The sequence below is a fragment of the Halomonas sp. XH26 genome, assembly GCF_024138895.1.
Taxonomy (GTDB): domain Bacteria; phylum Pseudomonadota; class Gammaproteobacteria; order Pseudomonadales; family Halomonadaceae; genus Vreelandella; species Vreelandella alkaliphila.
The window spans coordinates 2,238,610-2,254,102 of record NZ_CP071889.1 but is presented as its reverse complement, the minus strand read 5'-3'; the positions used below and the strand labels follow the sequence as shown (position 1 = coordinate 2,254,102).

General features: G+C 51.3%; 14 protein-coding genes. 13 read left to right on the top strand and 1 reads right to left on the bottom strand.

What is annotated here, in order from left to right; all coding sequences use genetic code 11:
• Positions 1-191 precede the first annotated feature (191 nt).
• From J4377_RS10445 to acpS, 11 genes are all read left to right on the top strand, one after another.
• Positions 192-932, top strand: a complete 741-nt coding sequence (locus tag J4377_RS10445; protein ID WP_253485478.1) for a sigma-E factor negative regulatory protein — start codon at positions 192-194, stop codon at positions 930-932.
• Between the two features lie 217 nt (positions 933-1,149).
• Complete coding sequence (locus J4377_RS10440) at positions 1,150-1,938, top strand: MucB/RseB C-terminal domain-containing protein (RefSeq protein ID WP_253485475.1); 789 nt, start codon at positions 1,150-1,152, stop codon at positions 1,936-1,938.
• Between the two features lie 14 nt (positions 1,939-1,952).
• On the top strand, positions 1,953-2,399 hold the full coding sequence (locus tag J4377_RS10435) for a SoxR reducing system RseC family protein (RefSeq protein ID WP_245846638.1): 447 nt from the start codon (positions 1,953-1,955) through the stop codon (positions 2,397-2,399).
• Between the two features lie 80 nt (positions 2,400-2,479).
• A complete protein-coding gene (locus J4377_RS10430; protein ID WP_253485473.1) occupies positions 2,480-3,898 on the top strand; it encodes a DegQ family serine endoprotease in 1,419 nt (472 codons plus the stop codon).
• Positions 3,899-4,089: 191 nt separating this feature from the next.
• Positions 4,090-5,907, top strand: coding sequence for a translation elongation factor 4 (lepA, locus tag J4377_RS10425; protein ID WP_038485191.1), 1,818 nt, complete (start codon positions 4,090-4,092; stop codon positions 5,905-5,907).
• A gap of 15 nt (positions 5,908-5,922) precedes the next feature.
• Positions 5,923-6,726, top strand: coding sequence for a signal peptidase I (lepB, locus tag J4377_RS10420; RefSeq protein ID WP_038485188.1), 804 nt, complete (start codon positions 5,923-5,925; stop codon positions 6,724-6,726).
• Positions 6,727-6,787: 61 nt separating this feature from the next.
• The gene (gene rnc, locus J4377_RS10415) at positions 6,788-7,480 is read left to right on the top strand and encodes a ribonuclease III (RefSeq protein WP_009722084.1); all 693 of its coding nucleotides are present in this window, start codon (positions 6,788-6,790) and stop codon (positions 7,478-7,480) included.
• Positions 7,477-8,376, top strand: a complete 900-nt coding sequence (era, locus tag J4377_RS10410) for a GTPase Era (RefSeq protein WP_095603119.1) — start codon at positions 7,477-7,479, stop codon at positions 8,374-8,376. Before rnc ends, era begins: the two co-directional genes overlap by 4 nt.
• A gap of 8 nt (positions 8,377-8,384) precedes the next feature.
• Positions 8,385-9,077 (top strand): DNA repair protein RecO, encoded by a 693-nt coding sequence (recO, locus tag J4377_RS10405; RefSeq protein ID WP_038485182.1) that lies wholly within the window; start codon positions 8,385-8,387, stop codon positions 9,075-9,077.
• Between the two features lie 35 nt (positions 9,078-9,112).
• Positions 9,113-9,931: a pyridoxine 5'-phosphate synthase gene (gene pdxJ, locus J4377_RS10400; RefSeq protein WP_038485179.1), complete on the top strand. Its 819-nt coding sequence runs from the start codon at positions 9,113-9,115 to the stop codon at positions 9,929-9,931.
• Between the two features lies 1 nt (position 9,932).
• A complete protein-coding gene (gene acpS / locus J4377_RS10395) occupies positions 9,933-10,310 on the top strand; it encodes a holo-ACP synthase (RefSeq protein WP_038486891.1) in 378 nt (125 codons plus the stop codon).
• 18 nt (positions 10,311-10,328) lie between these two features.
• Here the strand turns inward: acpS and J4377_RS10390 are convergent, their stop codons facing one another.
• On the bottom strand, positions 10,329-13,028 hold the full coding sequence (locus J4377_RS10390; protein WP_253485471.1) for an ATP-binding protein: 2,700 nt from the start codon (positions 13,026-13,028) through the stop codon (positions 10,329-10,331).
• A gap of 91 nt (positions 13,029-13,119) precedes the next feature.
• Between J4377_RS10390 and cysM the strand changes: the two genes are divergently transcribed.
• Together cysM and J4377_RS10380 are read left to right on the top strand one after the other, a co-directional pair.
• Positions 13,120-14,016, top strand: a complete 897-nt coding sequence (gene cysM, locus J4377_RS10385) for a cysteine synthase CysM (RefSeq protein WP_089037860.1) — start codon at positions 13,120-13,122, stop codon at positions 14,014-14,016.
• Entirely contained in the window at positions 14,017-15,483 is a 1,467-nt protein-coding gene (locus J4377_RS10380) for a 23S rRNA (uracil(1939)-C(5))-methyltransferase (RefSeq protein WP_038485171.1), read from the top strand.
• Positions 15,484-15,493 lie beyond the last annotated feature (10 nt).

Sequence of the window (15,493 nt, the reverse complement as noted above, 5' to 3'; positions counted from 1 at the left end):
TAGTTGGGTCGAGTAAGCGCCAAGTGAACGTTCAATGTTCAGTAGTCAAACAGTTTAATCTGCTGATAATTAAGCGTTTAGGAATTGGCGATTTGAAACGAGGTCTTGGCCTGTGGAGTGGCTGTGGTGGTAAACACTGGGTAGCAGTGCCACCGCAGCGCTTCTAATAACACAGTGTGAGGGTGTGAAGTATGAGTCATAACACACGGGAGTCGCTTTCAGCATTGATGGATAGCGAAAGTGACGAGCTTGAATTGCGCCGAGTGTTGAAGTCATTGCCTGACGATTCTGATGCGGCAGAGACATGGCGGCGCTACCATTTGGCGCGCAGCATGATGCAGCGTGAAAGAAATGTTGATGTGAGCATCGATCTTTCCGCTGGCATTATGGATCGATTGCGCGATGAACCTGCTCCAGCCCTTGAAGACGACACCGTGGTTATTCCCACTCGTTCTGGTGGACTTTCCTTTGCCCGTGGTGCCGGGGTGGCGGCTGCCGTTTCACTGATGGTGATTACCGGGGTGCAGTTCTTTAACAACGGCAACACAACGTCAGGTAGCGCGCAGAGTGCAGGCGATAGCATTGCTGCCCAGACCGGCAGTGGTGTGCAGGTTCAGCCTGTTAATCTCGCGGCTTCTCAGCCCGCTTCCATGACGCCATCAGAAATGCCGATGTTTGAACGAACGCCGTTTCGTGTGAATGGTCAGTCTGGACAAGGCGGCTTTATGAATGTCAGCGACGCTGGGTTCTCAACACCCCATGCGCCCCAGGGGGATATGGCCCAGCAGACACTGGCTATTGATGCTGACCAGATTCGCCTGCTTAAGACGTACCTTGAACAGCACGCGCAGGGTGCTGCCGGTGGAAGTGGTGATAGCTGGATGCCATTAATGCGCTCTTCTTCAGTAACGGAGCCTTTAGGACAACGTTAATATTAGGTGCGTTGGCCAACTTTTTTAACCAAGTGAGGGCCCGCGTGGCTGGAAACGTGATAGGTAAATATCTTTACGGGAGAGGTAGAGGTAGGCTTGCAGTTGGCCTGTGCGTATTGAGCACCTGTTTACTGCCTCTCCATTTGAAAGCTGATAGCTACCCATCGCTTTCCTGCGCAGATGCTCCCAGCCAAGCCCCTTTCACTACTGCTCATGAGTGGCTAGTGTCTATGCTGGGCACTGCTTTGAGTTTCAAGCGCGTGCGGTTTCTATTGATGCTATAGGGGTTAGAACGCTGGCGCTCTCCCACCGTGTGCGAGATGGCGTTCGCCAACAAGTTGTGCAGCATTTGGATGGTCCGTCCGTTAGCGTTGAGCGCCGTTCCATCGCTGGGCATTTAGCTTGGTTCCCAGCTGGCGAGTCTGACTCAGTATCTGCACCAGAAGCATGGGCAGAGCATGTTGCCGAGTACTATGACATAACGCTTCAGGATGAAACACGAGTCGCCGAGCGTGATGCTGTAGAGCTTCGCTTTTCGCCTATCGATAGCCAGCGATATCAACATACTTGGTGGATCGATCAAGCGACAGGACTATTGCTTAAGCATGTGCTTAGTGATGCTCAAGGCCGTGTCCTTGAAACCTTCCAAGTTACCCAGCTTCGCTCTCCTACCGCCTATAGTGGTGAAGTGCCCAGACCCACCGATGAGCAGATGCTTGACCAGCCTTGGCAAGCAACTTGGCTGCCTGAAGGATTTGTCGAGCAGCCATTGGAGCCAGGGCAGCAAAGCGGCCAGCGTGTGTATAGCGACGGATTAGCGGCGGTGAGCGTGTTTGTGTCGCCCGCCAGTCAGCCAGCGTTGGAGGAAGGTCTTCATCGAGTCGGTGTATCTAATGCTGCTGTGTTGTTGATTGATGTCGGAGATCAGAGCTGGCAATTAGTGGGCATCGGCGAGCTGCCCGTTGAATTGTTGCAGCGCATTGTTCAGTCAGTGCAATTTGAATAACCAGGTACATCGTTGTGAACACTATAGATTGCAATGCTATCGTACGCTCAGGCACCGTCATTGCTCACTCTGGAGCAGGATTAGTGGTAGATGTGTCGAGCAATGTCGCTTGCCAACAGTGTGCTGAAGGGCGTGGATGTGGCGCAGGGTTGTTAGCTCGCCGTCAACCACGCACCGTCATTGATCCGGGCGGTTTGCCCTCGCAATATTCAAGCCTTTATCCAATAGGTAGCTCAGTTTCGTTCACCGTTACTAAAAGTGATGTAAGTATTCTGGCGCTGCTCGTTTATGCATTGCCTCTCCTATTTACCATCATCATTACGGGTACGGCGTCAGGAATGGGGGCGAGTGATGGGGTTTGTGCGATGCTATTTTTTAGTACGTTAATTGGCTCTGTCGTCATCCTGAAATATCTACTACGCGGACGAGTGGAACGCTTCCGCCCGCGTCTGGTCAGTTAATACTCCTGTAACTCGCTGAGAGTTGCACTCCCTTGTGTTTAGTACGTGGTTAGTACTTTTGCTTGATTAGGAGCTGTTGCATGAAGCGCTTGGTTTTTCCTTCCGCACTTTGGTTGTGCTTTATTATATTTTTGTTCGTTGGGCAAAATGCCCACGCGCAGAACTTGCCAGACTTTACCAAATTGGTAGAAGACGCTGCCCCTGGTGTGGTCAATATTTCTACTAGCAGGACGATTCAGCGTAGCTCTGGGCCTTCTATTCAAGGGTTCGGTGGCCAGGATATCCCCGAAATATTCCGCCACTTTTTTGGCGATAGTTTTCCTACGCCTCCCCCTAGTCGAGGGCCAAACCGCAGTGAAGAGCGTCAGTCACTTGGTTCTGGTTTCGTCATTAGTGCGGATGGTTACGTGCTGACGAACGCTCACGTGGTTCAAGATGCTGATGAAATTCTTGTGCGATTAAACGATCGTCGAGAACTAACCGCAGAGCTAGTGGGTAGCGATACGCAAACAGATGTTGCGCTACTGAAGGTGGATGCCAACAATTTACCAGTGCTTGATCTGGGCGACTCCGATGAGTTAAAAGTCGGTGAGTGGGTGGCTGCCATAGGCTCACCCTTTGGTTTTGACCACTCTGTATCTGCTGGCATTGTGAGTGCTATTAACCGCACGCTGCCTCGTGATGTTTATGTACCCTTTATCCAAACCGACGTTGCCATTAATCCAGGTAATTCCGGTGGCCCCTTATTTAACCTTGAAGGGGAAGTCGTCGGTATTAACTCACAAATACTTACGCGTAGCGGTGGCTTCATGGGGCTCTCTTTTGCTATTCCCATTAATGTCGCCATGGACGTGGCTGACCAGCTACGTGAAGACGGACACGTGAACCGTGGATGGTTAGGCGTAATGATTCAGCCTGTGTCTCGTGATCTTGCTGAGTCGTTTGGCATGGAGGAAGCCATTGGCGCGCTGATTGCTGACCTAGATCCGGATGGGCCCGCGGCGCAAGGTGGTCTTCAAGCAGGGGATGTCATTATTGCAGTGAACGGTGAAGAGGTTGATCGTTCCAGCACGTTACCGCGTCTGATTGGTCGCGTTGCTCCTGGCAGTGATGTGGATTTAACACTGATGCGCGATGGTGAAGAGGTGACCGAAACGCTTGAACTGGGTAGCTGGCCTGATTCAGAAGCTGGTCATAGCGATAGTTCGAGCAGCAATAATCAGGTTCGTCTGGGTGTGGCTGTGGTAGAAGTTGATGAGGCAACCCGTGAGCGCCTAAATATTGGTGGTGGCGTGGAAGTGCGTCAGGTTGACCCCGACAGTGTTGCCTCGCAAGCGGGGCTGCGTGTGGGCGATATATTAGTCAGCATTGATCATCGCAGCGTTGCTTCAGCAGATGAGCTGTTGAGAATTGTTGAAGAACTGCCAGATGATCGTGCAATTCCATTGCGCTTGTATCGAGATGGACGCTCGCTATTTGTGGCATTACGTCTAAAGTAATCCACTGATTGTCTCTCCAGTCCGGCGGTTCTCGCCGGACTGCTGTTCCTATCCCGCGCATATCGCTACAATAGCGCTTATCTTTTTGACGAACATTGGCAAAGTAGTCGTGCGGCAATCTTTATTGCCTGCGCATATTGGCTCTATAAAGCCAGCTACACCTTGCACACCCATAAGGCAGAACACACTCGATGTCTCAAGACGTTTCCAGCGGAAAGCTCAAGCACATACGCAACTTCTCCATCATCGCGCATATCGATCATGGTAAATCGACGCTATCAGATCGTTTGATTCAGACCTGCGGCGGTTTGACCGAGCGAGAGCTTAAGGAGCAAGTGCTCGACTCCATGGATATTGAGCGCGAGCGTGGTATTACCATCAAGGCGCAGTCCGTCACGCTTGACTACACGGCTGCAGACGGTGAAGTCTATCAACTCAACTTCATTGACACGCCTGGGCACGTGGACTTCTCTTACGAGGTGTCGCGTTCTCTTTACGCCTGTGAAGGGGCGCTGTTGGTGGTAGACGCCGCACAAGGCGTGGAGGCTCAATCGGTTGCTAACTGTTACACTGCAATTGAACAAGGCTTGGAAGTACTCCCCGTACTTAACAAGATTGATTTGCCCCAGGCTGACCCTGATCGTGTCGCACAGGAAGTCGAAGAAATTATCGGTTTGGATGCCACCGATGCCTGCCAAGTGTCGGCTAAAAGCGGTATCGGCATCGACGCCTTGTTAGAGCGGTTAGTGCGGGATATTCCGCCTCCTAAGGGTGACCCAGAAGCACCTTTGCAAGCGCTTATTATCGACTCTTGGTTCGATAACTATCTTGGGGTTGTCTCTCTAGTGCGCTTATTCGACGGAACATTGCGCAAAGGCGACAAAATCCGCATCAAGTCCACAGGGCGTGATTGGGGGGCCACCGAGGTAGGGATCTTTACACCGCTTCGCAAAGAGACCAATATTCTGCGCGCTGGTGAAGTAGGCTTCATTGTCGCTGGCATTAAGGAGATCCACGGAGCACCGGTGGGCGATACAATCACCCACACCAAAACCCCTGATGTTCCCCGCTTGCCTGGTTTCCAAAAAGTGAAACCGCAGGTATATGCAGGTATGTTCCCGGTTAGTGCCGATGACTACGAAGACTTTCGTGACGCGCTTGAGAAGCTTGCGCTCAATGATGCTTCTCTTGAGTATGAGCCGGAAAACTCGGATGCATTGGGCTTTGGTTTCCGCGTCGGCTTCCTGGGTACGCTGCATATGGAGATCATTCAAGAGCGCTTAGAGCGTGAATATGATCTTGATCTGCTGACTACAGCGCCGACAGTGGTGTATGAGCTCGCCATGAAAAACGGCGAGATTCAATACGTATCGAACCCCTCGAAATTGCCTGATATGGCAGACGTTGATGAGATGCGTGAACCCATCGTGCGCGCCAGTATTCTGGTTCCTCAGGAGTATGTTGGTAACGTGATTGCTGAGTGTGAGCAGCGCCGCGGTACGCAATTAGATATGCAGTTCCTGGGTAATCAGATCCAGTTAACCTATGAGCTGCCCATGTCAGAAGTGGTCATGGATTTCTTTGATCGTTTGAAGTCTATTTCTCGTGGTTATGCATCACTTGAGTACAACTTCGAACGTTTTGAAGCGGCTAAGTTGGTTCGCCTGGACGTGCTGATCAACGGCGATAAAGTTGACGCACTGGCCGTCATTATCCACCGTGACCATGCGCATAACCGTGGTCGCTTGCTAGTGGAAAAAATGAAAGAGCTGATTCCGCGGCAAATGTTTGATGTGGCTATTCAAGCCGCTATTGGTGGCCAGGTTGTTGCGCGTTCAACAGTCAAAGCGCTGCGTAAAAACGTGACGGCCAAATGTTACGGCGGTGATGTAAGCCGTAAGAAGAAACTATTGGAAAAACAGAAGGCCGGTAAGAAACGGATGAAACAGGTGGGGCGTGTTGAAATTCCCCAGGATGCCTTCCTTGCTGTGCTCAAGGTAAACGACTAGGGATACTTACCCCACATGGATTTTTCATTACTACTGGTGATCGCCGTTGCACTTTCTGGGGCAGTATATTTGCTAGATGTGCTTTGGTTTAGACCTAAGCGGCGTGAGCGATTAGCCACTGCTGAAGCAGCTACCACGGAAGGCTTGGATGAAACAACGCGAGAGACATTGCTAAAAGAACCGTGGCCGATTGATTACTCCCGCTCTTTTTTTCCAGTTCTGCTGGTGGTGCTTGTCGTACGGAGCTTTATTGTTGAGCCGTTTCAAATTCCATCTGGATCAATGAAGCCGACGCTTGAAGTGGGTGACTTTATCTTGGTGAATAAGTTTGCCTACGGCCTGCGATTACCGGTGCTGCACAGCCGTTTTTTAGAGGTTGATGATCCTGAGCGCGGAGACGTGATGGTGTTCCGCTTTCCAGAAGAGCCGTCGGTCAACTTTATTAAACGTGTGGTAGGGTTGCCGGGCGACCGTATTCGTTATGAGGGGAAGCAACTGTATGTGAACGGTGAACCCATCAATAAAACTTTAATTGAAGAAGGTCCCGCGCTTTCGCCACAGCAACTATTATTGGAAGAGCAATTAGGTAGCATTAGCCACTATATATATAATAACCCCCGTGATCCTGGCCCCCAGATGCGTGAAGTGGTTGTTCCGGATGGGCACTATTTCACGATGGGTGATAATCGTGACCACTCCAACGATAGCCGTTATTGGGGGTTTGTTCCTGAAGATAATATTGTTGGAAGAGCATTTGCTGTTTGGATGCATTGGGACGGTGGCTTGCCTAGCTTTACCAGCGTGCGGCGTATTGAATGAAAAATAGTTTAGAAATTGTTAATGCTGTCATATTAGTTAACGTCAACGACGTAGGAGCACTGTGAGTAATTCCTTAACCGCTTTTTGCCGACGAATCGGCCATACCTTCGGTGACCCAACGCTGATGGAACTGGCCATGACCCATCGTAGCTACGGTGGTCGTAACAATGAGCGCCTGGAATTTCTGGGTGACTCTATCGTCAATTTTGTAATCGCTGAGGCGCTTTTTCAACGTTTCCCTCAGGCTAGGGAAGGACAGTTATCACGTCTTAGAGCGCGTTTGGTAAAAGGCCAGACATTGGCTGAGTTGGCTCGAGAAATGGAGTTCGGCGAATGCTTACGGCTTGGTTCAGGAGAAATGAAGAGCGGCGGGCATCGCCGCGAATCCATTTTGGCTGATGCAGTAGAAGCTGTGATTGGCGCTATTTATTTAGATGCGGGCATGGACGTAGTTCGTCAACGTGTGCTGGCATGGTACGCCGAGCGGCTTGAAAATATTTCGCTACAAGATACACAAAAAGATCCCAAAACACGTCTGCAAGAATTTTTGCAATCGCGTCAGGCAGCGTTGCCACGCTATGAAGTAGTCTCTGTAAAGGGGGAGGCGCATGCCCAGACCTTTACCGTGGAGTGCTACATTGATTTGCTAACCGAGCATACCACTGGTAAAGGTCCCAGCCGCCGCCATGCTGAACAACAGGCAGCTGAAGAAGCGCTATTCCACCTTGAAAAAACACCTGGAGACAAGTCATGAGTCAAACCTGCGGCTTCGTGGCCATCGTTGGGCGGCCCAACGTAGGCAAATCAACCCTCATGAACCGGATTCTAGGGCAAAAGATCTCTATTACTTCGCGTCGCCCTCAAACCACGCGGCATCAGGTAATGGGCATTAAGACGGTAGAAGAGACACAGTTCATCTATGTTGATACGCCTGGCATGCACATCATGTCAAAAGACCGCAATAAAGCGATCAACCGCTTTATGAATCAAGCGGCAACACAGGCGTTGCGTGATGTTGACTGTGTGGTGTTTATTATCGACCGCACCCGTTGGACGGATGAAGATCAAGCCGTGCTAAAGCGGCTTGAGCACGTGAAAGCACCGGTGATCCTAGCGGTCAACAAGGTAGATCGCTTAAACGATAAAAGTGACTTGTTACCCTGGTTAGCTGAAGTAGGTGCACGTCGTGAGTTTGCTGCGGTTGTACCTATTTCTGCCAAGCATGGCACCCAAGTGGATACGCTCGAACAGGAAGTTGCCAAATACTTACCAGAGAGCGTTCACTTTTTCCCAGAAGATCAAATCACTGACAAGAGCTTGCGCTTCATGGCGGCTGAGTTGGTGCGTGAAAAAGTCATGCGTCAGCTTGGTGATGAACTGCCGTATCAAATGACCGTGGAAATCGAAGAGTTCCGTGAAACCGAGCGTGTGACCCATATCAGTGCCTTAATTCTGGTCGAACGTCAGGGGCAAAAGGTTATCTTGATCGGTGAGAATGGCGAGCGTATTAAAAGCATTGGTCGCGAAGCCCGCCTAGATATGGAGCGTGCCTTGGGTACCAAGGTAATGCTCAATCTATGGGTAAAAGTGAAGCGCGGCTGGTCTGATGACGAGCGGGCATTAAAGAGCTTGGGCTACGATCTCGATTGAGTGCTTCCATGTCGGCAGAGCCAGCGTTTTTACTGCATCGCAGGCCTTACCGTGAAACCAGTGCGCTGGTGGATTTGTTAACCCTTAACCATGGCCGTATCCGCGCCGTTGCCCATGGAGGGCAGCGGCCAGGTTCTAAGTCGCGTCAACGGCTGCAACCCTTTACCCCTTTGTTTGTGTCTTGGCGCGGCGAGCGTGAGCTAAAGCGATTAATGCTGATGGAGTCGCGAGGCCAGACGGCACTGCTAGCCGGAGAAGGGTTGCTCTGCGGCTTATATGCCAATGAAATAGCCACGCGTCTACTGCCTTTGGAGCTTGCAGCGCCAGAGGTTTTTGCATTTTATAGCGCGCTTTTAGAAGCATTGCCAACACCGGCAAACCGCGCCTTGGCGCTGCGACGTTTTGAATGGGCGCTGTTGGAGACGCTTGAGGCAACGCCGCGTTTTTGTACCTACGATGGCGGTGCTCTCGATCCTCAAACGCGTTATCGATTTGATGCAGCAAGCCGTGCTTTTGTACCTGCTGAGCAGGGCATCGAAGGCCGCACGCTGCGCTATATTGATCAAGGCGATTGGCAGCCCGTTGGCTTAGCAAGTGCATTAAAAGCGGTTATGCGGGCAGCACTTGCGCCTCATTTGGGCGCGACTGCTTTACGTTCCCGAGAACTAATGCTCGATTTGGCCCGCCGCCGACAGCGCTAGGTGGGCATCTTGATATCACTTATTGGAGACACGTGATGCATCCTCCGAGGATTTTATTAGGCGTTAACATCGATCACATTGCGACGCTACGTCAAGCGCGCGGTACTCGTTACCCTGACCCTGTTCAAGCGGCACTGCTAGCAGAAGAAGCCGGCGCTGATGGCATCACGGTTCACCTGCGTGAAGATCGTCGCCATATTCAGCCTAGAGACGTTCGCCTATTGGCAGAAGTGCTTAATACGCGCATGAATTTAGAGATGGCTGTCACTGAAGAAATGCTAGTGCTGGCTGAGGAAATACGCCCGGCGCACGTGTGTTTAGTACCAGAAAAGCGTGAAGAGCTAACCACTGAAGGTGGTTTGGACGTTGTGGGTGGTTTTGATCATATTGCCAATGCCTGTCAACGCTTAAGCGCAGCCGGTTGCGACGTGTCTTTGTTCATCGATCCTGATAACGCACAAATTGATGCTGCCATTCGTGCAGGGGCACCAACGATTGAACTTCATACCGGAGCCTATGCAGAAGCAAAACCTGGCAGTACGGCTGCTATTGCTGAATATGAACGCCTGAGTACAGCGGCCATTCACGCTGTTTCTGCTGGCTTAGTGGTTAATGCTGGGCATGGCTTGCACTACCACAACGTTGAGGCGATTGCTGCGCTGCCGGGTGTTAATGAGCTCAATATTGGTCACGCCATTATTGCTCGAGCTCTTTTTGTCGGGTTGAAGGACGCCATTCAAGAAATGAAACGCTTGATCATTGCTGGTCAGGAAGCTGGATTAATGGCGGCGTTAGATGCTCATGAGCATGAACATGAGCACGAACACAAGCATGACGGTTGCTGTAGCCACTAAGATGATTGTCGGAATTGGATCGGATATCGCCCGTGTCGAGCGCTTTGCTAAGGCAGTAAAGCGTCATGGGCCACGCTTTGCCCAGCGAATTTTAGGCCCTGAAGAGCAAGCTGTGTGGCAGACAAAAGGTCATCCCGCTAGCTATTTGGCAAAGCGTTTTGCGGCGAAAGAAGCGTATGTTAAAGCGCTTGGGCTTGGCCTGAGAAGCGGTATGCAATGGGGCGATATTCAGATTCTCAATGATTCACTTGGTAAGCCAAGCCTGCAGCTAAGTGGTGAGGCGCTTCGTCTATTTCAAGCTAGCGGCGCCTCGGCTACTCATATAACGCTCAGTGATGAAGCAGATTACGCGGTGGCATTTGTGGTACTTGAACGTTAGTACTTGAGCGCTAACGGACTAGCGCTGATTCAAGGTGCTTCGCTGCTCCCTGAGGCGTTTGATGGCGGCATACAGCTTATCAAGTAAATTTTCAGCCTGTTCCAAGCCCCCGGTGCGTAAACGTGTCTCCAACGTTTCGACCGTTAGCGCGAGCTCGGGTGCTCCGCAGTAACGGCTGGCACCGTTGAGCGCATGAACATGATCGAGCAAGACCGTCAGGTTGTTTTCTTCGAAAGCGCTGCGAATTTGCTGTTCGCATTCACTTAGGCTATCGATCAGTCGCTTTAGCTGCTGTTTGGCGAACTCGGGGTTGCCGCCTGCTAGTCGCGTACCCAGCTCAAGGTCAATGACGGATAACGAGGCGGGTGTATATCCAAGAGCAGGGGCTTTTGGGGTCGCCTGTAACAGCGGACTGATTGGCAGCGTAATACCCAAGAAGCGTTGTAACTGCTGTTGCAGCTGAGTTTCATTGATAGGCTTCACCAATACGTCGTCTAAACCCTCCACAAGCCACTGCTGACGTTCATCGCTTAGCACGTGTGCGGTCACGGCAATAATTGGGCAGCGCGCCCAGCTATTATTAATGCGCCGCAAAGCCTGGGTGGTTTGAACACCGTCCATATCAGGCATACGAATATCCATTAGCACCATGTCTGCTTCGTTCTGACGTGCGTAATCCAACGCTTCCTGGCCGCTTGCAGCTAATACAATGTTGATATGCTCATTTTCGAGCATGGCTTTTAATAGTTCGCGGTTGGGCGCATTATCGTCAACGATCAGAACCGTGAATGTTGACGAAGGAAGTGCTTTAATCGTTTGTGCGTTGGCAGAAATAGTGGTTGTGACAGGTTCTAATAGTTGTTTGAACGTGGCAACCAATTGAGTTCTGGTAAATGGTTTACACAGTATATCCCCCCCATTAGGAAGCTCCCAGTGAGGCAGTTCAAAGCTAGTGGCGTTTGCAAGGATGAGTGTTGGGCAGGGCGCTTGAGCAATTACTGACTGCCAATACGTCTTTCGCTCACCGATGAAGTCATCATGATCTAGGCTCAGCAGTAGCAGCTGTTCGTTGCCAGATTCAATAAAAGAGACGGCAGTTGCGCCCCAGCGTTCCATTAAGTGTTCCAACACATTGCGAGTGGGTAGATGGGGCTCATGTAAACGAACAATTGAGCCGTCGAGTGAGAGTTCCTGCGGCCGTTCCTTGGTCATGTCGGCAAGTAGCGGCAACGTAAATGAGAACGTCGCACCTTCTCCAGGCTCGCTATCAACTGAAATCTCTCCGCCCATTCGTTGAACTAATTGCCTGCAAATCGTCAGCCCTAAACCACTACCGCCAAATTGTCTGGAGTGACTAGGATCTGCCTGGGAAAAGGCACTAAATAGCTGCTTTTGTTGTTTATCGTTCAAGCCAATGCCTGTGTCACTAACGCTAATTCGCAGCACGACATGCTGGCCCTCCTGACTGTCCAGCATGGCACGAATGATGATTTCTCCCTTCTGGGTAAATTTCAGGGCATTGCTGGTCAAATTATTGAGGACTTGATGGATGCGTAGCGGGTCGCCGCGAAGCGTTGACGGCACATCGTCATAAACCATCGCCACTAAATGCAGTCGTTTGCGTTGAGCTTCAGGTGCATGAAGGCCAACAACTTCATCCATCAGCGACACAAGATCGATATCGACTTCTTCTAACGTCAGCCGGTCGGCTTCTAGTTTCGAGAAGTCCAACACATCATTTACTAGCATCAACAGGTTATCGCACGCACGGTGCACGTGTTCTAGCCATTCTTTCTGCCGAGCGTCGAGAGATGAGCGGCCTAATAAACGGCAAAAACCGATGATGCCATTTAAAGGGGTGCGGATTTCGTGGCTCATATTAGCCAGAAATTCGGACTTCACTGCATTCGCGCGTAGAGCGCTTCGATGAGCAAGATCGAGTTTGATATTTTGCTCTTCAATCGTCTCCATGGACTCTTGTAGTTCACTGGTCGCTTGCTCGATTTGGCTTTGCATATCATGCTGAGCTTGCCGGAAATGTTCCGCTAACCCATTGATATGTTCTGCCAGTTGCCGAAACTCAGTAGGGCGGGCAGCCACCATATAAGGCCGGTAGTCCCCCCGGGATAGGCGATAAAGCGCTTGGTTCGCCTCTTCAATTGGACGAGTAGCGTAGCGGCTGATCGCAAACGCGACTAAAAAAAGCAGCAGCCCAAGCAGCATGCCGCCTAAGCTAAGACTGGCAATGAGCTTATAGCGCTCCAGTTTAAGCGTGCGTATGTCCATTTCGGCTTCAAGCCAGCCAGTATTAGCGAGATTAGATGGTTGGCCGTAAGACGTGGTTAAAGGCACCTGTAAACGCCAAATAGCTTCATCCATGGTGAGTGTCGTAGCATTAGGAGCATTTAGGCGAGGTGGTGGAGGTATCGAATATCCCAGTACCAATAAGCGACTTCCTTGCTCGTCGAAAAGCGTCACCGCACGTAACCCTTTGTGCTCCAGAAGCTGTCTGGCAATGGCTTCTAAGCGAGGCAGGTCGCCATCTAACATGGCGTTACCCAGGCTTGGTGCCAGTAATTCACCGGCGCTAACTAAGCGCTCTTCTAGCATGTCATGGCCGGTGGTCTCGCTTTGCATCACCAACAATAGTGCCATGACGGCATAGACAAGAAGCGGAAATCCGAGTAACGCAAAGAGTAAGCGCGTGTTTAAAGACATGAGAGAAGCTCGTTGATTCAATGAGGTTGCCTGTCAAGCTAACGGCAGCACCGATATAATGCAGCATAATGGTGATGATAAGGAATGTACGATGAATTATCCGACGCTCGAAGATGTGGTTGGCAATACGCCACTGGTTCGTTTAAAGCGCATAACGGCTGGTCGTAATAACACGCTTCTAGCCAAGCTAGAAGGCAATAACCCTGCTGGTTCGGTGAAAGATCGCCCGGCACTCTCTATGTTAAGTGAAGCTGAAGCGCGGGGCGATATTGTTCCAGGCGATACGCTGGTGGAAGCAACCTCGGGTAATACGGGTATTGCGTTGGCCATGGCCGCGGCTATCAAAGGTTACAAAATGACGCTAATCATGCCTGAAAACGCTTCTGAAGAGCGTAAGCAGGCGATGGCGGCTTACGGCGCCACATTGGTGTCAGCGAGCAAAGAAGGCGGGATGGAAGAGGCGCGAGATATTGCCGATGCGATGATTGCAAGAGGCGAAGGTAAACCGCTAAACCAATTTGCCAATCCAGATAACCCGCTTGCGCACTATCGCACAACGGGGCCCGAAGTGTGGCAGCAAACCGGCGGTGAAGTGACGCATTTTGTCAGTTCAATGGGGACCACGGGCACCATCATGGGGGTGTCACGCTATCTTAAGGAACAAAACCCAGCGATCCAAATTGTCGGTTTGCAACCGGCGGATGGTGCGAGCATCCCGGGGATTCGTCGTTGGCCAAAAGAGTACTTGCCGTCGATTTTTGAAGCACCAAGGGTCGATATTACCCTTGATATCGCTCAGCAAGAAGCAGAAGCCCACATGCGCCGCTTGGCTCGTGAAGAAGGTATTTTTGCCGGGGTGTCGTCAGGTGGCAGTTTGGCTGGAGCATTGCGTATCGCAGAACAAACTGAGAACGCGGTCATTGTCTTCATCGTTTGTGACCGAGGCGATCGCTACCTTTCCACAGGCTTATTTGCCCCGGAGTTATAGATGGCCATGCTGGGTAAGCGGCGGCCATCTCGCCCCGCCTCGGGACACTCAGGGCTAGTTCGCCAACCAAGCCGTAAAACTGAGTCAAAAGATGATATCTCGACAACGCTGGTGGTTGAGCGTTTAGCTCATGATGGTCGTGGTGTGGCGCATAATGTCGAGGGAAAAACAGTCTTTATTGATCAAGCGCTTCCCGGTGAGCATGTCGATGTAGCGATACACGTGACGCGCAAGCGGTATGACGAAGCGCATATAAAAAATCGGCTCACCTCTTCAGAACAGCGGGTTGAGCCTCCCTGTGCTTACTTTGGGCAGTGCGGAGGCTGTGATTTACAGCATCTTAATCTTACTGCACAACGCCAGCATAAGCGCGACGTTGTCACCGAGCTAATGGCGCGTCAGGGCCTTACGCTAGGTCCTATTGCTGCGTTAGATGGTAGTAGCGAGCACTACCGACGTCGCGCCCGTTTGGGGGTTAGGGTAGATGGTCAGGGGAATGTTCTACTGGGGTTTCGAGCACCCAACAGCCACCGATTAGTTGATATTGAGCAGTGCCATGTGCTGGTGCCAGCGCTGAACAAATTGATTCTTCCGTTACGGCAACTGCTGGCAACATTAGCCTCGCCCCGTCTCGTTGGCCATGTCGAATTACTGGCGACCGATGAGGCGACAGTCGTGCTAGTGCGTCAGTTAAAAGCCCATGATCAAGATAGAGCTCGCTGGCAGCAGTTTGCGGAACAGCAGCAGGTCTCGCTCGGCACTTGGTTAGGGCGGGAAACACCTGTTTTGCACTGGAATGGTGCACACGGAGGCGCTACACCCGTTCTACAAGAAGTGCTTAATCTTGATGAACTCGGAATTCAAAGAGCGAGTTCACCCACAAGTGAACACTGTTTGTCGGGTGATAAAGCATCCAGCCTAGTGACGTTACGTTTTTCACCAGGTGACTTTTTACAGGTAAATGCTGAGGTTAACCAAAAGATGGTAGCCCAGGTGGTAGCATGGTTAAAGCCAGCGCCGGGGCAACAGCTCGTAGATCTCTTTGCAGGGATTGGTAACTTCAGTTTGCCGTTAGCCGCCGCAGGAGCAAAGGTGCTTGCTGTAGAGGGCAATCCAGCGATGGTGGAGCGAATTACCGCTAACGCTGATGCTAATCTACTGGATGTGCATGCCCAGCAAGCAGACTTAAGTGACGCCAAAAAGGTGCAAATGCTATTGAGCGAGCATCAGCAAATTGATGCGATTGTGCTGGATCCGCCGCGCAGCGGCGCAGAAGCAGCTTGCCAAGTATTAGGTAGTTACAATGTACCCCGGGTGGCCTATATTTCTTGTGACCCGGCAACGCTTGCTCGCGATGCGGCACATCTTGTGCATGCAGGTTATCGCGTCAAGCAAGTAGCAGTGGCCGATATGTTTTTACACACTGCTCACCTGGAAACGCTGATGCTATTTGAATACGAGGGCTAGCCTGCCCATT